The sequence below is a fragment of the Sphingomonas sediminicola genome (genome assembly GCF_049991885.1).
GTDB lineage: Bacteria > Pseudomonadota > Alphaproteobacteria > Sphingomonadales > Sphingomonadaceae > Sphingomicrobium > Sphingomicrobium sediminicola.
Genome location: NZ_CP178916.1, coordinates 1185026 through 1202122 on the forward strand (window position 1 = coordinate 1185026; position 17097 = coordinate 1202122).

The following is a 17097-nucleotide window of genomic DNA, read 5'->3' on the forward strand; positions in this document are numbered from 1 at the left end:
GCGCGGGCCTTGCCGTCAGTGCTTAGCCTATCTTCTGGCCGGTCTTTTCCCAGTCGGCGAGGAAGCTCTTGATTCCGCTGTCGGTCAGCGGGTGCTTGAACAGCTGGTGGATAATCTTCGGAGGCGCCGTCATGACGTCAGCGCCGATCTTTGCCGCTTCGACAACGTGCATCGGGTGACGAACGCTCGCGACCAGAATCTGAGTCGCATAATCGTAATTGTCGTAGATCAGCCGGATATCGGCGATCAGCGCCATTCCGTCGAAGCCGACGTCGTCGTGGCGGCCGACGAATGGAGAAATGAAGGTCGCGCCGGCCTTCGCCGCGAGCAGCGCCTGCGCCGCCGAGAAGCAGAGCGTGACGTTGACCATCGTCCCATCACTGGTGAGCGCCTTGCAGGTCTTGAGACCGTCCTCGGTCAGCGGGACCTTGATCGCGATATTGTCCGCGATTTTCCGAAGGACTTCAGCCTCGCGCATCATCCCCTGATGATCGAGCGCGACAACTTCGGCCGAGACGGGGCCCTCGACCACGCCCGCGATTTCCTTCACAACTTCCAGGAAGTCCCGCCCCGACTTGTGAATGAGCGACGGGTTCGTCGTCACGCCGTCGAGCAGTCCCGTGGCTGCAAGGTCGCGGATTTCTGCAATCTCGGCGGTGTCGGCGAAGAACTTCATGATTTGCTTCAATCCCGGCTTTAGTGAATTTGGGGCCGCATAGCCGGTGAAGTCGGGTCCGTCACCCGATTCGGACCGGCGCGGGAGGGCCCAATGAGCGAGCACGTCCTGGTCGAGCGAAAAGGCGACGTCCTCGCGATAATCCTCGCCCGGCCTGATCGGCGCAACGCGATCACCGTTGCCATGTATGCAGCACTCGCCGACGCCGTCGAAAGCGCCGCTGGCGATGACAATGTTCGCCTGATCACGCTTCGTGGCGAAGGACAGGACTTCACCGCCGGCAACGACCTCGGAGATTTCATGGCCGAGCTGCCCCGCGACGGATCCGACATTCCTGTCTGGCGCCTGCTGCGGGCGCTGGCGAAGAACCAGGTGCCGATCGTCGCGGCGGTCCACGGCAATGCGGTGGGCATCGGCACGACGATGCTGTTCCATTGCGACTTCGTCATCGCAGAGGAAGGCACTCGTTTCTTGATGCCGTTCGTGGACCTGGGTCTGGTTCCGGAAGCCGCGAGCTCGCTGATCCTACCGAGACTGGCGGGACGTCGGAGGGCGGCGCGCTACTTGCTGCTCGGCGAGCCCTTTGGACCGGAGGAAGCGCTTGACTTCGGCCTGGTCAGCCACGTCGCTCCCGCCGGTCAGCTGCAATCGATCACCGAAAAACTGGTGGCAAAGCTGAAAGCCAAGCCGGCGGAAGCGCTCCGCCTGACGCAGCGCCTACTTCGGCGCGGGAATACCGACGAATTGCTCGAACGAATGGAGCTCGAGAACGGTCATTTTTCGGAACGTCTGACCTCGACGGAAGTCCGCGACGCGATCAACGCCTTCTTCGCCGCGAGGGCGAAGCCCGTCAGCTGACGGTGTAAGCGCGCTTCGAGCGGGTCAGCGTGACCGTCGGGCCGTTGAAGAAAATGAAGTTCATCTTCTTCGTGTAGGTGATCGACAAATCCTTGTATCCCGCACCGGTAACCGGATCGGCGACGGTGAAGGCGCCGTCTCCCTTGCCGAACAGCTTCGTCGTCATCCGCGACTTGATCGCAGCGTCGGTCGGCACGTTATTCGCCGTGTAGCGCTCATAGAGCGTTGCCATGCGCGCGCCTTCACCAAGGGCGTGCTGCATGCCGGCATTCGCCTGGTAGAGCAGGCCGACCTGAAAGAGGCCGTAGATCATTGAGACGAGGATGGGCAATGCCAGCGCCATCTCGATGGCAGCGGCACCGCGGTCGTCCCGCTTCAGGCGCAAGAACTTCATCATTGCGTCCTCATTCCTGTCTTGCCCGTGATCGTGAACGTCCCGTCGGAGTTCGCACGCGGATAATATTTCGACCGGAACATTGGCGTGAAGGTGCCCCGCACGGAGACCGTCACCCAGCGGGCGTAGGTCTGGCCGCTCGTGCAGACCGACTCGTAGTTCGAAGCGCGCGCTCCATCGCACTCGAGCCAAAAGTCGATGGTGACATTGCTCGTTGGCACGCCCGCGGCCGTGGCAGCCTCACTCTGCAGTGTGCCGTAGGTGCTCGTACTTGTCTGGTAAGCCTGGACCTTCTCGATCGCACGCTGCGCGGCCTGCTCCAGCTTGAGCTTGTAGGAATAGGCGCGGCTGAGATCGACCATGCCGATCAGCAGCGAGGCCAGAATGGGTGCGACAAGCGCAAGTTCGATGATCGAGGCGCCGCGGTCATCGCGCGCGAGACGTGCGAAGCGGATCATTCGACCATCCTTATCTTTTTGCCGGTGAAGGAGGATGCTCCGGACCCGGCGGGGCAAGTATTCGAAACTGCGCTATTCCCCGTGAACTTGACCGTCCAGGACACGATCTGCAGGCAGTTCGTATTCATTCCGGACGTGCCGTTGAAGGTGAGGTCCGCCCGCGGGAAGTACAATGCACCTTCAAACTTGGACGCACTGTTACCGTTCACGGTCTGCGAGTTACTTAGCGTGGCCCGCCGATCCTGGTAGAATAGAATTCCTTTGTAAGTCCCTGACGTGGGTGCCACGATATTGATGTTCGCCCCGCCGTTCATTTGCACGCCGCCGATGGTGGCGGTGGAGCTGGGGTCGCGGTTCGTCAAAACAAATGTGCAACCAGTGCAGCTGACGCTGGCTTGCGAGGTTGTCGTGATTGAGCCGGCATCGAGAATGTAGACTCCCGGATTGAGAGTCACATTTCCCTTGAGGTTCAAGCTGCTGTAGCAGCCAGGGTCCAAGGTCGCACTGTTGTTCGGATTTACCGTAACGCTCGGACAGGCGCCCGCCGGGAAATCTGACGCCGAAGGCGCCGGCACGTTCGCGAACGGATCATCCTGCGCCAGCGTAAATGGTTGAAGAACCGTGCCCGTGCCCCAGTTGTCGCTGGCCGGAATGCCTCCAACTGCCGCGATCGGACTTGCTGCTACGCTCGCATTGCCCGTGGCAACGGCGGCCGACATTGATGTCGAATTGGTAATCATGCCGCAGCCCAGGTTGACTACGGTGCTGCCCGTCGCATCGATTCCGGTCACCGGCAGGTTCACGAGGCTCTTCACGCAGTAGTCGCCGCTCGGGACGATCGTCGCCGTGGCCGTTGCAGTGATTGTCGGAGCCGCGTTCATGAACATTCCGGAGAAGCTCAGCTTCTTCTGGATTGCGAGCGCGACCCGGACGGCATTTGCGTCGGCCGTGTAGCCGCCGACCGATGGAGGATTCGTGACCGTGCAGGTTGTCGGTATGCCGACCTGATTGTTCTTCTTCAGGTCGTAGGCAACCGGATTTGCGTAGGTCGAACCAGCAATGTCCGCGCAGGTGCCGACCGCTTTTCCGGAGGCAATGGCATAGACGCCCGCTGCAGCAGCGGAATCCGCCGCGCGCTGAAGCTGCCGCTTCCAGAGCGTCCACTGGATCGTATCGCTCGCCAGACCTGCGGAACCCAGCACGAGCGGGAGCGCAGCGCCTGCAATAGCCAGAGTGTTCCCGCGGCGGTCGCGCCAAAGGCGCTTGAGTGACGAGATCATTCGAAGATCCTCAGGCAATCGGTGCGCATTCCACGCCTCTACGACCGTCACGGTGATCGAAACGTTCAAAGTTTCGGTTAACGAGAGCTAACTCTGTTGTGCTTCCAGCGTCGCTTGAAGAGCGGCGTATTATGCCTATAATACAGTGGAAGTTGTCGCTTGCGCGGCGTAGGGCAGATGTTCACACCCTGCCCACTCGCGCCGGCGACTGGATGACGAGGAACTTGAGATGGCCACGGAACCCACGACCGAGACCAAGACGGACACGACGCTGAAGCTCGATCCGCCGGAAGCGTTAAACCCGATTGCGCCAGCGGAGGCGGCGGGGCTCGTTCCACTAAAGGCTGAAGAGACGACCGAGCTCGACAAGCGGGTCGCGCAATTCGTTGCCGAGCTGGCGGCGCTGGACTCCAACAGCCCCGAATTCGGCAAGAAGGTCGACCAGCTGACGGCGATGGGCCGCAAGGAGATCTCCGAAGCGGCAGGCGCGTCGAACCGTTTCCTCGACCGGCCGGTGAAGGCGATCGACAAGGACACGGGCATTGGAGCGGACCTGACCGAGCTCCGCCGCACCGTCGAGTCCCTGGACCCGAAAGAAGCCACCAAAACCCGCAAGCTCCTCGGGATCATTCCCTTCGGCAACAGCGTCGATCGATATTTCGACAAGTATCGCAGCTCCCAGACGCACATCTCGAAGATCCTCGGCAGCCTCGCCAATGGCAAGGACGAGCTGCTGATGGACAATGCGGCGATCGACACCGAGCGCGCGGGCCTGTGGAAGACCATGCACAAGCTCGAGCAGATGGTTCACATCTCCAAGAGTCTCGACAAACAGCTCGAGGAGAAAGCCAACGAGCTCGACGCGACCGATCCGGCCAAGGCGAAAGCCATTCGCGAAAGCGCGCTGTTCTATACGCGCCAGCGCACGACCGACCTGCTGACGCAGACGGCGGTCACCGTTCAGGGCTACCTCGCTCTCGACCTGGTCAAGAAGAACAATGTCGAGCTGGTGAAGGGTGTCGACCGCGCGTCCACCACGACCGTCTCCGCGCTTCGCACGGCCGTCACCGTCGCCCAGGCGATGACGAACCAGAAGCTCGTCCTCCAGCAGATCACGGCGCTGAACACGACGACCGCGGGAATGATCGATTCCACCGGCGAGATGCTCCGCACCCAGACTGGTGCGATCCACGAGCAGGCAGCCTCGTCGACTATCCCGATCGAGACCCTTCAGCGCGCCTTCCAGAACATTTACGAGACAATGGACCAGATCGACCGGTTCAAGCTCCAGGCGCTCGACAACATGAAGCAGACGGTCAACACGCTCTCGTCAGAAGTCGAGAAGTCGAAGGGTTACATCGCCCGCGCAGAGGGAGTGAACCAGGCGAAGCTCGAGGGTGCCCCCTCGCCGCTCACGCCCATTGAAAGCAAATGAGCACAGAACGCTTCGACAAGGTCATCGCACGCGCTGACCGCGTCATGCGGCAGCTCGACGAGCGCGACGGCGCCGTACGGGAAGCCGCGCGGCGTGAGCGCGAGCGGGTGAATGCCGACATGATGCGCCGGATCGGGCGAGTTGGCGTCGCGATCGGCGTGATCAGCCTCCTCACTATTGTCATTGGAATCATCACTCCGATCGGAATGTTCGGCTTTCTCGCGGCCGTGGGCGTCGCGATCGGAATTGCCGCACTTCTGGCCTTCATGCCGAGCGGCAAGAGCAATGCGACGGCACCGACGGCGGATCTGCCGAATGGCCAGATGGTCCAGCGCTTCGATTCCTATATCTACCGGCAGCGTCCGGCTCTCCCTGCGCCCGCACGCGCGGAGTTGGACGCGATCAGCCGCATCCTGCCATCGCTGAAACAGACACTCGAGCGGATCGACGATTTGAACCCGGATGCGCAGGACGCCCGGCGATTGATGTCCATGCACCTCCCGGGCCTGATCGACCGCTACGTCAACGTGCCGCCCGCCTACCGCAACCAGCGCGATGGCGAAGACGTGAGCGTCGACGAACGTCTGGTCGAGGGCTTGCACGCGGGCCGCGGCGCGCTCGAGGAGATTTCCGAGAAGCTTGCCCGGTCGGATGTCGCAGCCCTCGAAACGCAGGGCCGCTTCATCAAGAGCCGCTACGGCCAGGAGCGCATCGACAGTTAAGGCCTGCTGTTCCCCCGCGGGCCTCGTGCTATTGAGGTTCTGGGGCAGGTAATGGGGGCATGACACTGGCATGGCGACAGATTCGGTAGCTAGCGCCGACGCTGTCCGCCTTTCCCCGGCGCGGCTGCCCGACAAGATCCCGGATCTGAGCCGTCGTGGGCTTATTCTTTTCCAGCTGATCTGGATTCCGGCTCTGCTACTGGCGGTTGCTGGGCCACTTGCCGGCATATGGTTACGCTTTGACCAGTCGGGCGAGAATTCCGCGCTGATAGTCGGCAGTCGCATTGGACTTGGACTTTCCGAAGACGACCTGACCAAGGTCCGCTTCCCGATCGGCAAGGCTGCGAAGGCCGCGGGTGTGAAGGCCGGAGACGACATCGTTGCGATCGACGGCACGCCGGTCGCGAGGGTCGTTCCCATCTCGAAGCGCGGGCTCGCTCAGCCGCACGATGCGACGGACATGGACTATGCCTTGTTCACCCCGATCATCGAGGGCGGAGATGAGTCCGACTATACGATCCGGCTTCGATCCCGGGACGGTAGCGAAAAGAACTTTCGGGTTCGACCGGGTGAGGATCACATTGGACAGGCCGCCAGCTCCGTCGGCTTTCCGCCGGTCCTCCTGAGCGTCGTCGACCTTCTGCACCTGCTCACCTACCCATTCCTGCTGTTTGCGGCGTGGATCCTGCATCGGCGAAAGCCGGAGGACCTGATCAGTTCGGTCCTGTCCCTCGCGATCCTCCTGACGATTGCCGCTGAACAGCCAAGCGCCGGGTTCCTGACGTTCGTCCTACACCTGCCGGAATGGGCCCATCGCACGCTCTACGACGTGGGCAACATCTGTTTGCTCGCGGGCGTGCTGCTGTTCCCCTTCGGGCAGCTTCGTCCGCGCTTCGTGATCGTTCCACTTGCCCTATTGCCGGTCCTCTTCCTGCTGGAAGGCGAATGGTACCGGGCGGTCTTCATGCTGTTCATGGCGGTCGCCGTAGCGACCTTGTTCGCCCGGCTCCGCGAGACGCCACCCGGTGATGCCCGTCAGCAGATCAAATGGGCCCTGTTCGGCTTCTCCGGCTATGCGGTCTTCCTTGCATCGGCCCTGGCCGCGGACGCCTTCAAGCTCCAGGTCGGATCGTTTGGCAGCCAACTCCTGCTGGAGCTCCTCGGTGGCCTCAGCTTCGGCCTCGCCTTCCTTTGCCTTCAGCTCGGGCTAATGGTCGCGCTGCTGAGGTTCCGGCTCTACGACGCCGAGGTCGTGATCAGCCGGTCGGCAACGTTCGCGCTGGTGACAGTGTTCATCGGCGGGATCTTTGCGGCGAGCAACGAGGCCGTGAAGGTCTTTATCCAGGGCCTCTACGGGCCGAACGCGGGACAGTCTCCGGGCATCTTTGCGGCGGCCGTCGCTACTGTCCTTGTCACCCCGGCGCAGGAGCGCATCCAGCGCTGGTCCGAGCAGCGATTCCAGCGCAATCTCGTCAGGCTTAGGGAAGACCTCCCATCGTTTCTGCGCGAACTTCGCGAGAGCGCCTCGATCCAGGAACTGCTCGACGACACGCTTAAACGGATCGAGTCCGGGGTTCGGACGACGCGCATTGCAGTGCTTGTCGACGGCGCGGTCGCTGCCGCGCGCGGGATAGACGCCAAATCGGTGAAGCAGTGGCTCAAGGAATTCGACCCGGACTCCTGCCGCGATGCTCTGTGCAGCACGTCGGACAAGACCTTTCCCGTGCGTGTTCCACTCCAGGCGCGAGCGGACGACGGCGAGTGGATCGGATGGCTCCTCGTCGGACCGCGCCCGGACGGCTCGCTGCTCAGCAAGGACGAGCAGAATGCGCTGGTCGACGTGGCGGCCCCGATCACCAGGGCCGTGCGGATCGTCACTCGACGTGAACTGCGTGAAAAATCGCTGATCGAGAGGATCGAGGCAATCGAAGCGCAGCTTTCGAAAGGGCCGCCCCGGTTTGCTCCGAAAAGGGAAAAAACCGTTAATCGCTAATCGATTGACCGGGTTATAACCGAGGCATAGTTTGCCGTCTGCTCTGGGGGTCCCGAGTCATGTTTCGCGTATCCATCATTGCGGCTCTGCTGCTGGCTGCCCCAGCGACGCTGACGATTCCAGTCGGCGCCGCGATTGCCCAGGCCGACGGGCAGGAGCCCGGCCAGGAGCAATGCGCCGACAATCCGCAGAAAAAAGCCAAAAGGTCTATGTTCGGCAACGTCCTCGGAGGCATTGCCGGAGGCATTCTCGGCCGTGCGGGTGGCATAGCAAGCAGCCTGGTCCCGGTAAGCTCGATCGTCGCGGACGAATTGCTGAAGCTGCTCGACTGCAAGGAGCAGAAACAGGCCGCGGACGCGACCAACCAGGCCATTGAGGGGGGTGTCGGCACCGAAATCAAATGGAAGAGCGAGTCACGCAAGAACGTGACCGGCTCATCCAAGGTTACGGGTTCTCAAAAGCTGGCGGACGGTAGCCAGTGCATGACCGTGACGGACGTGGTGATCATCGATGGTGAAGAAACCACCGTTCCGAAGAAGATGTGCCGCGGAAAGGGCGACAGCGGCTACAGGAAGGCGTGACTTGGCAGCGCTTTCGTTATTGATCGCGGCGGCGCTCGCAAGTGCGAACGCGGAGGCCGCGGTGGGTTCGACGCCCCGCGATCCGCTCAACCCGACTTGCCCAAAGGTTCTCGACTGGTCGACCTATCGCCAGATGCGCTTTTCGCTGTTCGAGACGGAAGCACGTCGGATCCTGAGGGCGGAAGGCATGATCGACGCGGATGCCGCGACACGGCTTGCGGACGCGCTGAAGCAATATGAACCGGTCGATGAAATTTGGCTTAGATCGCCGGGCGGTGACGCGCGGGTCGGCAACAAGGCCGGTACGATCATCCGCAAGCAGGGCATACCGACCAGGATACCACCCGGGTGGGCTTGCTTCTCGGCCTGCAATTTCATGTTCATGGGCGGGCCGATCCGCTTCATCGACGACGGCGGCCTGTTCGTGGTCCACATGTTCACGCATCTCGCCGACAAGGATGCGGTCCATGCGGAGATCTCTCAGGGGGCCGACAAAGCGACGGCGTTGATCGGCGATGTCGAGCAGGACTCGGCCATGCTCGCGAGCGAGGACAACGACTTCCTCATCAAGATGGGCGTGTCGCGAAAACTGCTGACCGAAGTGATGTACCAGCAGAAGGCGGTCGCATCGGACGCCGACAGGTCAACCCGACGCTGCCTGACCGCCAAGGAAACAATCAAGTACAATGTCGCGAACGCCCAGTGAGGCGTCGCGGGGGGAGGCGCACGATGACGTGGCGAACACTTCTGACTGCTTGGACGACGGGTTGCTGCGTGGCGATCGCGGCCCCTGCCCTGTCGAAGGCGTTGGTCGTCCGCTCGGCAGGTCCGTCAGCAAATGCCTACCCGCCGGGCAAGGCATTGCCGGACAGCGCCAAGATTTCGCTGAAGCCCGGCGACAGCGTCACGATTCTCGGCCCGAACGCCACCAAGACCCTTCGTGGGCCCGGCACTTTCCCGGCGTCCTCATCGAGCGCGGAAGGGCTTGCGATGGCGGCCGCCCGCCGCACGCGCTTCGGCGCCATGCGCTCCGGCGACCTCGCTCTCAATCCGAGCCCGTGGAACCTCGACATCAGCCAGAGCGGGACGATCTGCATCGCCAAGGGCAGCCCGCTCAAGATGTGGCGGCCGTCGTCGGAGGACGCCGCGAAGCTCATCATCACGCTTTCGTCGGGCAAGGCAACGACGGTCAACTGGCCGGCCGGCAAGTCGACGATAGATTGGCCCGCTGCACTGCCGATTAGCGAGGGCGTGGATTATCAGCTGGCACTGAAGGACGGTCCAAGCCCCGAGAGCGTCCGATTTTCGCTGATGCCTGCCCTCCCGTCCGACGCAGTGGATACCGCCGAAGCGCTCATCCAGCGCGGCTGCCAGAACCAGCTGGACGTTCTGGTCGCCGAGCTCGGCGACGGCGAATAGGCTAGCCGACCACTCCAGCCGACCGGAGCCGCTCGACCTCCGAGCCGTCCAGCGCCAACGACTCAAGAACTTCCTCTGTGTGCTCGCCGAGCGCGGGCGGTGGCAGATCGGTATCCGTGCGGTCTCCATCAATTCGCATGGGTGAGCCAATGAGCGGTATTCCCGTCATGGTACGGATCATGTGCCGGTGCCGAGCCTGAACGTCCGCGAGAGCCTCGCTGATCGTGTTGATCGGACCGGCGGGGATGCCCGCCGCGTCGAGCTGCTCGAACCACTCGGTCGCCGGCTTCTGGCGAATGCACTCGCCGATCAGCCGCACCATCTCGGTGCGATTGCCGACGCGGGCGGCGTTGGTCGAAAAACGCTCGTCCGTCGTCCATTCCGGATGGCCGCACAGTTCAGCCAATTTCCCGAATTGCCGATCATTTCCGACGGCGACGATCAAAGGTTTGTCGGCGGCCTCGAACGGCTGATACGGAACGATATTCGGGTGCGTATTGCCCTGCCGCGGCGGGTCCTTGCCAGACACCAGCGCGTTCGAAACCTGGTTGGCGAGCACTGCGATCTGCGTGTCGAACAGAGCCATGTCGACATGCGCGCCCTCGCCCGTGCGCTCGCGGCGAAACAGGGACGCCAGGATGGCGGTCGCGGTGTACATGCCGGTGAACAGGTCGACCACCGCAACGCCCACGCGCAGCGGCCCGCCGCCCGGCTGCCCGTCAGGAAGGCCGGTAATGCTCATCATCCCGCCCATCCCCTGGATGATGAAATCGTATCCGGCGCGGTCGGCGTAGGGCCCATCCTGACCGAAGCCGGTTATCGACGCGACGATCAGGCGCGGATTGGCTGCCCGAAGGCTTTCGGCGTCGAGCCCGAACTTCTTCAGGCCCCCGACCTTGAAGTTCTCGACGACGATATCGCTCCGCTCGGCGAGCTTGCGGACGAGCGCGGCGCCCTCCGGCTTGGCGAAGTCGATCGCAGCCGACTTCTTCCCGCGATTGGCGCTCAGAAAGTAAGCCGCGACCCGCTCCTCGCCTTCACCGTGCCACGGCGGACCCCAATGCCGCGTGTCGTCGCCTGCACCCGGCCGCTCGATCTTGATCACTTCCGCGCCGAGATCGGCGAGAAGCTGCGTGCACCAAGGCCCCGCGAGAACGCGCGAGAGGTCTAGGACCCGGATGCCTGCAAGCGGCGCTGTCACGGTTTCCGTCTGCTCCAGGGCTTGCGGTCGGCGAGAACGGCCTGCGCGGCGTTGTGGCCGGGAGCCCCGGTAACGCCGCCCCCGGGGTGCGCGCCCGATCCGCAGAGATAGAGGCCCTTCAGAGGCATGCGGTAATCCGCCGCACCGATCATCGGCCGAGCGCTGAACAGCTGGTCGAGGCTCATCTTGCCGTGGAAGATGTCGCCGCCGACCAATCCGAACCGGCGCTCTAGGTCGAGCGGCGAGTGGATTTGCCTTCCGATGACCGACTTGGCGAAGCCCGGCGCATGGGAATCGACCGTCGCGATGATCGCGTCCGCCGCCTTTTCGCGTTCTTTGTCCCAGCTTCGGCCCGGGCCGAGGTTGAAGCGAAAATGCTGGCAGAATAGCGACGCGACGTGCTTTCCCTTCGGCGTCAGCGTGGAGTCAAGCGTCGACGGGATCAGCATTTCCACGACCGGCTGCTTGGTCCAGCCGTTGTTCTCGGCATCCAGCCAGGCCTTGTGCATGTAGCCGAGGCTCGGCGCCATGATGATGCCGGCGGTCAAATGATCGCCCTTCTTCGGGAGCACCGTGAACTTGGGCAGCTCCGACAGGGCCACGTTCATCCGGAAAGTCGCGCTTTCGCCCTTCCAGTGATGCATGCGGTTGTGGACGTCCGCATCGACCGCTCCCTGCGGAACGAGCTTGTCGAACAGCAGCTTCGGGTTGACTCCGGCGACGACCGTATCGGCGCGCCAGGCCTTGCCTCCCGCCACGACGCCGACGGCCTTGCCGTTCTCGACAATGATCTCTTCGACTGGCGTGCCAAGCAGGATGTCCGCGCCCTTCTCACGCGCAGAACGGGCCATGGCCTGGGTGATCGAGCCCATGCCGCCGATCGCATGACCCCATGCTCCTGGAACGCCCGCGGCCTCGCCGAAAAGGTGGTGCAGCAGAACGTAGGCGCTGCCAGCCGCGTACGGAGACGCGAAGTTGCCGACGACACCGTCGAAACCGAACAGGGCCTTCACGATGTCGGTCTCGAAATAGCGGTCTAGGACCTCGCCCGCGCTTCGAAGGGCGAAATCATGAACGACGCGCGTCTCGCCAAGCGACAGCCCGGCCATGTCCTTGCCGAGCGTCAGGATCTTCGGAATGGCACTGAGTCTTGCACCAACATTCGGCGGGGAACGCAGGAGCCATTTCTTCAGAAGATCGACGACCGCATCTAGGTCCGCAATGTAGCGGTCGTACCCTTCTGCATCCTTCCTCGAGTGGCGGGCGATCTCCTTGCGGGTCAGGCCATTTCGGCCGGAGAGCAGATAGTCGCCGTCGCCAGGTAGGAAATTATCAGTCTTGCGGAGCACTACCTTGAGGCCGTGGCGTTCCAGATCGAGGTCGCGAATGACCTTTGGGTTCAGCAGGCTGACGGTGTAACTCGCGGCCGAGTTGCGGAAGCCGGGCAGGAATTCGTCCGTGACCGCCGCACCACCGACCGTGTCGGACGCCTCGAGGACGGCAACCTTCAGCCCCTTCGCTGCGAGATAGTAAGCGCAGGTCAGGCCGTTGTGGCCCGCGCCGATGATTACAACGTCGTGCATCAGATCCCCACCGGTGTTCGCCAGAGCCTATAGTGAGGCCCCCGCGCCGCCGCCAGTCGAAGTCTCCGTGCCAAAATCTGGCACGGTCGGGCCTGTCTTTGCGCACCACGCGCAGGCGTATTAGTCTAATAATACGCCAGACACGATTTCGGAGCGGGAAATGAAGATTATGACGGCACTGGCCGGCGCGGCAGCGCTCGCACTGATCCCAGCGAACGCCGGCGCGCAGGCGCAGGAGGCGACGACCGCAACGCAACCCTCGATCGATGCGAAAGCGGTCGTCGCCGATGTCCGGCGCATCCTCAACGAAAACTACGTCCTGCCCGAACTTCGGCCTCAACTCGATGCCGCCCTTGCGAAGGGCCTGGACGACGGCCGGTACGACGTGACCGACGCGGGGGCGCTGGCCGAACGGATCAACTCCGACCTGGAGGCGGTGGCGCACGACCATCACCTTGGCATGCACTTCGATCCCAAGCAATCGGCGGAGCTGGCCGCTCGCCCGGCCGGGGCCGGCGCGGACGACGCCCCGCCGAGCGCGGAGGAAATCCGGTTCGCGGACCGCCTCAATCACGGAATTCTGCAGCTGAAAGTGCTGCCCGGCAACATCCGCTACATGGAAACGATCGGCTTCTTCTGGGGCGGCGATAAGACCAAGGAAGTCTACGACAATGCGATGCGCTTCCTCAAAGGGGGCGACGCGATCATCATCGACATGCGCAAGAACGGCGGCGGAAGCCCCGACGCGGTCCAGTACATGATCAGCCACTTCCTCCAGCCGAACACTCCGATCGTGACATTCTACATGCGCGGCCAAAAAGGCGACACGTGGAAGAGCCTCGGCTCGCTTCCGGCTGGCAGCCTGGCTGGGAAGCCGCTGTACGTGCTGACTGGCGGCCGTAGCGCCAGCGCGGCGGAGGAATTCATCGGGCATGTGAACGGCTTTAAGCTCGGCGAACTGGTCGGCGAGAACACTGCCGGCGCAGGCTATCGGAACGAGTTCTTCCCGGTCGCGGGTGGCTACGTCATCAGCGTTTCCGTCGGACGGGCCGTGCTCGCCTCGACGGGGAAGGACTGGGAAAAGGTCGGCATCGCTCCAACGATCAAGGCGAGCCAGGACAATGCGCTCGAAGTCGCCCAGGTGAACGCCCTCCGGAAGCTCGCGGCAAAGGCGGCGGGACCGGACAAGACCATGCTGGAGGGAAGTGCCCAGGTTCTCGAAGCGCAGCTCACCCCTGTCTCAACCGCTTTGCCGCTGCCGCAATATGTGGGCGTCTATGGGGTCCGCCACATCACGAACGATGACGGTGCTCTCATTTTCCAGCGCGAAGGCGGACCGAAGGGCAAGCTCGTAGCGGTTGGGCCCAACGAATTCGCCTTCGCTGAAGACCCGATGCAGCGCGTGAAGTTCAAGGTCGCTGGAAACAACGCGACCGAGCTGGAGCTGATCCGGGGTGATGGCAGCAGGGTGGTTGCCGCCCGCAACCCCTGATTATCTCATCAGGACGAGCTCTTCCGACATGGTCGGGTGCAGGGCCACGGTCGCGTCGAAGTCGGACTTCTTGAGCCTTGCCTTCACCGCGATCGCGGCGGCCTGCATGATTTCCGGAGCATCCGGGCCGATCATGTGGACGCCTACGACCCTGTCGGTCTCGCCGTCGAGCACGAGCTTGTAGAGCGAGCGCTCGTTCCGACCGGCGAGAACGTTCTTCATAGGCCGAAAGTCGGAGGTGAAGGTCTTTACGGTGCCCAGCCGGTTGCGCGCCTGACCCTCGGTCATTCCAACTCCTGCCAGCGGCGGATGGCTGAACACCGCGCTCGGAATGCAATCATAGTCGACCTGGTGCGGCTTCTTGCCGAAGAAAGTGTCGGCGAAAGCCTGCCCCTCGCGGATCGCTACTGGCGTCAGCTGAACCCGGTTGGTCACGTCGCCGACCGCGAAGATAGACGGCACATTTGTGCGATTGTCTGCGTCGACCTTGATCTCGCCCTTCTCGCCAACGTCGACTCCGGCCGCATCACAGCCTAGGCCTTCGGTGTTCGGCTGCCGTCCGACCGCAAACAATATTTGGTCCGTGTGAATATCGTCGCATCCGGTCATGCGGACGTGGAGCGAGCCATCGTTCCGCTTCTCGATCGCCTCGATCGTCGCGTGAAACTTGAACTCGATCCCCTTCCGGATGGAAATCTGGATCAGCCGGTCGACGACCTGCTGGTCGTAGCCCCGAAGCAGGACGTCCGTCCTGTTCACCAATGTCACATGGCTTCCGAACTGATGGAATATCCCCGCGAACTCGTTCGCGATGTAGCCCCCACCGGCAATGATGATGCGCTTCGGCAGCTTCTCCAGATGAAAGGTCTCGTTCGAGCTGATCGCATGCTCGATGCCCGGAAGCTCAGGCATCAGCGGACGCGCACCGGTCGCAATCAGTATCTTCTCGGCGGTGATCGTCTTGCCGGAAGCGAGCCGAACCGAATTCGACCCGATCAACGTCGCGCGCTCCTTGAAGATCGTCACGTCATGGTTGGTCAGCGTTTCGGTGTAAGCGCCTTCCAGCCGGCCGACCTCGCTGAGGACGTTGTCGCGCAGCACCGCCCAGTCAAAGCGCTTTTCCGGCACGTCCCAGCCGAACATGGCAGCGTCGTCGAGGTCCTCAGCGAAGTGCGCGCCGTAGACGAGCAGCTTCTTCGGGACGCAGCCCCGAATGACGCAGGTCCCGCCGACCTTGTGCTCCTCGGCAATTGCGACGCGCGCGCCGTAGCTCGATGCCACGCGCGCTGCACGCACGCCGCCCGATCCGGCCCCGATTACGAACAGGTCAAAGTCCGCCATTCCATTCCTCCGATGCGGCTCGTTCTCGCGGAGAACGAGCGGACGCGCCAATGACATCTATGCATCGGTGCGATGCGTTGCGACCTAGAGCCCGGCTCTTTCGATGAGCGTCTTTGTTGACGGGTCGAAGCTTTCATCGTCCGCGGACTCGTCGAGCTTGCGGGCGATTTCCTTGCCCAGCTCGACCCCGAACTGATCGAACGGGTTGATGTCGAGCAAAATGGCGTTCGCGAACGTGCGGTGCTCGTAGAAGGCAATCAAAGCGCCAAGCGTCCGAGCATCCAGCCGATCGAGAAGGATGGTCGTGCTCGGGCGGTTTCCGGGATAGCTGCGATGCGGATCGTCGCTCTTCTTTCCCCGCATCAGCGCAGCGCCTTGCGCGAAGGCATTCAACAACAGCTGACGGTGGTGATCGGGCGGCAGGCTATCCTCGGCCTCGGTAACCGCCAGGAATTCGACGGGGACGAGCACTGTGCCTTGGTGCAACAGCTGGAAGACCGCGTGCTGCGCGTCCGTGCCCGTTCCGCCCCAGGTCACCGGCGCGGACGGTTGGCCGATCGGCGATCCGTCGAGCCTCACCGACTTGCCGTTCGATTCCATCTCGAGTTGCTGGAGGTAGGACGGCAGCAGCCGCAGGCGCTCATCGTAGGCGAAGGCGGCACGCGTCTGGCATTCGAACTTGCGGACGTAGAGACGGTCGATGAATGCAGAAACTAGCGGCGCATTGCTGGCGGGCTCGGCGTATCGGAAATGCCGGTCCATCTCGGCCGCGCCTTCAAGCAATTCCTCAAACGAACTCCAGCCCAGCGCGAGAGCGGCGGAGAAACCGACGGCGCTCCAAAGCGAATAGCGACCCCCTACCCCCTCGCTGAACTGAAGAATGCGCGTCTCGTCGACGCCCGCCTCGACCGCGGCTTCGGGATGAGCAGTCACCGCAATCACTCGGCCAAAGGGATCGTCCACGCCACCCTCTCGAAGCCAGCCAATCGCGGCATTCAGGTTGGACATGGTCTCGGCCGTCGTGAACGTCTTCGAGGCGGCGACGATCAGCGTCGTTTCCGGATCAAGCGTCGAGACGGCATCGTCGAACGCCGCGCCATCGATGTTTGAAAGAAAACGAACCTCGGCCCGTGAACCGTTCCGGCCAAGCGCGTCCACGAGCAAAGCCGGCCCGAGAACGGATCCGCCAATGCCAATGTGAAGAACGCCGGTAATATCGCCGAACGCGCCTGCTTCGATCGCATCGAGAAGGGCGCGCATCCGGCCGCGGCGGCCTGACGCCAACTCGACCGCATCGGGCGCCCCGGTTCCTCGCTCAGCCACATGCTCGGCGGGCCGACCCTCCGTCGCGTTCACGATCTCCCCTGCAAAGAGGGAGTCGCGGGCCGCGGCAAAGTCCTTGGATTCGGCAATTGCGACGAAGCGTTCGAGCAATCCCGCGTCGAGATGCGTCTTCGACCAGTCGAAATAGAGACCGCCGAGTTCGAGCGAGAACGCCGAAAGCCTTCCTTCATCGCGCTCGAAGAGAGCTTCGAGCGATTGCACCTCGTACGCGTCGATCGCGTTCCAGTCTTGGCCTGCCATGGCCGGCGTCATAGTCGGGCTACCCACAAAAACCATCCCCGCTTGACGGCTGGGCCACAGGCGGAAACAAGCACGCGCGA

General features: G+C 62.9%; 16 protein-coding genes. 8 read left to right on the plus strand and 8 right to left on the minus strand.

Going from position 1 to position 17097, the window contains the following annotated elements; translation table 11 throughout:
• Positions 1-22 precede the first annotated feature (22 nt).
• Positions 23-676: a fructose-6-phosphate aldolase gene (gene fsa, locus ACMC5O_RS06155; protein WP_187709496.1), complete on the minus strand. Its 654-nt coding sequence runs from the start codon at positions 674-676 to the stop codon at positions 23-25.
• A 93-nt stretch (positions 677-769) separates the two neighbouring features.
• Here fsa and ACMC5O_RS06160 point away from each other — a divergent pair, with 93 nt between their 5' ends.
• Complete coding sequence (locus ACMC5O_RS06160; protein WP_187709495.1) at positions 770-1534, plus strand: enoyl-CoA hydratase-related protein; 765 nt, start codon at positions 770-772, stop codon at positions 1532-1534.
• Here the strand turns inward: ACMC5O_RS06160 and ACMC5O_RS06165 are convergent.
• The 3 genes from ACMC5O_RS06165 to ACMC5O_RS06175 are packed head-to-tail and all read right to left on the minus strand — an operon-like array spanning position 1527 to position 3666.
• Positions 1527-1931, minus strand: a complete 405-nt coding sequence (locus tag ACMC5O_RS06165; RefSeq protein ID WP_187709494.1) for a TadE/TadG family type IV pilus assembly protein — start codon at positions 1929-1931, stop codon at positions 1527-1529. The genes ACMC5O_RS06160 and ACMC5O_RS06165 overlap by 8 nt on opposite strands.
• Positions 1928-2386 (minus strand): TadE/TadG family type IV pilus assembly protein, encoded by a 459-nt coding sequence (locus tag ACMC5O_RS06170; RefSeq protein ID WP_187709493.1) that lies wholly within the window; start codon positions 2384-2386, stop codon positions 1928-1930. Before ACMC5O_RS06170 ends, ACMC5O_RS06165 begins: the two co-directional genes overlap by 4 nt.
• Positions 2383-3666, minus strand: coding sequence for a pilus assembly protein TadG-related protein (locus ACMC5O_RS06175; RefSeq protein WP_187709492.1), 1284 nt, complete (start codon positions 3664-3666; stop codon positions 2383-2385). The genes ACMC5O_RS06170 and ACMC5O_RS06175 overlap by 4 nt, the downstream gene beginning before the upstream one ends.
• 229 nt (positions 3667-3895) lie before the next feature.
• Here ACMC5O_RS06175 and ACMC5O_RS06180 point away from each other — a divergent pair, with 229 nt between their 5' ends.
• From ACMC5O_RS06180 to ACMC5O_RS06205, 6 genes are all read left to right on the plus strand, one after another.
• Positions 3896-5101 (plus strand): toxic anion resistance protein, encoded by a 1206-nt coding sequence (locus ACMC5O_RS06180; protein ID WP_426693436.1) that lies wholly within the window; start codon positions 3896-3898, stop codon positions 5099-5101.
• Complete coding sequence (locus ACMC5O_RS06185) at positions 5098-5823, plus strand: hypothetical protein (RefSeq protein ID WP_187709490.1); 726 nt, start codon at positions 5098-5100, stop codon at positions 5821-5823. The genes ACMC5O_RS06180 and ACMC5O_RS06185 overlap by 4 nt, the downstream gene beginning before the upstream one ends.
• A 70-nt stretch (positions 5824-5893) precedes the next feature.
• The gene (locus tag ACMC5O_RS06190; protein ID WP_426693437.1) at positions 5894-7816 is read left to right on the plus strand and encodes a hypothetical protein; all 1923 of its coding nucleotides are present in this window, start codon (positions 5894-5896) and stop codon (positions 7814-7816) included.
• Positions 7817-7875: 59 nt separating this feature from the next.
• A complete protein-coding gene (locus ACMC5O_RS06195; protein WP_426693438.1) occupies positions 7876-8397 on the plus strand; it encodes a hypothetical protein in 522 nt (173 codons plus the stop codon).
• A gap of 1 nt (position 8398) precedes the next feature.
• Positions 8399-9103 carry a hypothetical protein gene (locus ACMC5O_RS06200; protein WP_426693439.1) on the plus strand — a complete coding sequence of 235 codons (705 nt, stop codon included), beginning with the start codon at positions 8399-8401 and terminating at the stop codon, positions 9101-9103.
• Between the two features lie 23 nt (positions 9104-9126).
• Positions 9127-9816, plus strand: coding sequence for a hypothetical protein (locus ACMC5O_RS06205; protein ID WP_187709485.1), 690 nt, complete (start codon positions 9127-9129; stop codon positions 9814-9816).
• A gap of 1 nt (position 9817) precedes the next feature.
• Here the strand turns inward: ACMC5O_RS06205 and ACMC5O_RS06210 are convergent, their stop codons facing one another.
• Both ACMC5O_RS06210 and ACMC5O_RS06215 read right to left on the minus strand, forming a co-directional pair.
• Positions 9818-11017: a CaiB/BaiF CoA transferase family protein gene (locus ACMC5O_RS06210; RefSeq protein WP_426693440.1), complete on the minus strand. Its 1200-nt coding sequence runs from the start codon at positions 11015-11017 to the stop codon at positions 9818-9820.
• A complete protein-coding gene (locus tag ACMC5O_RS06215; protein ID WP_187709484.1) occupies positions 11014-12600 on the minus strand; it encodes a phytoene desaturase family protein in 1587 nt (528 codons plus the stop codon). The genes ACMC5O_RS06210 and ACMC5O_RS06215 overlap by 4 nt, the downstream gene beginning before the upstream one ends.
• A gap of 160 nt (positions 12601-12760) precedes the next feature.
• On the opposite strand from ACMC5O_RS06215, the gene ACMC5O_RS06220 reads away from it, so the two are divergent.
• Positions 12761-14092 carry a S41 family peptidase gene (locus tag ACMC5O_RS06220; RefSeq protein ID WP_426693441.1) on the plus strand — a complete coding sequence of 444 codons (1332 nt, stop codon included), beginning with the start codon at positions 12761-12763 and terminating at the stop codon, positions 14090-14092.
• Here the strand turns inward: ACMC5O_RS06220 and gorA are convergent, their stop codons facing one another.
• Both gorA and pgi read right to left on the minus strand, forming a co-directional pair.
• Positions 14093-15433, minus strand: a complete 1341-nt coding sequence (gorA, locus tag ACMC5O_RS06225) for a glutathione-disulfide reductase (RefSeq protein WP_426693442.1) — start codon at positions 15431-15433, stop codon at positions 14093-14095.
• Positions 15434-15517: 84 nt separating this feature from the next.
• Positions 15518-17017, minus strand: a complete 1500-nt coding sequence (pgi, locus tag ACMC5O_RS06230; protein ID WP_246444486.1) for a glucose-6-phosphate isomerase — start codon at positions 17015-17017, stop codon at positions 15518-15520.
• Positions 17018-17097 lie beyond the last annotated feature (80 nt).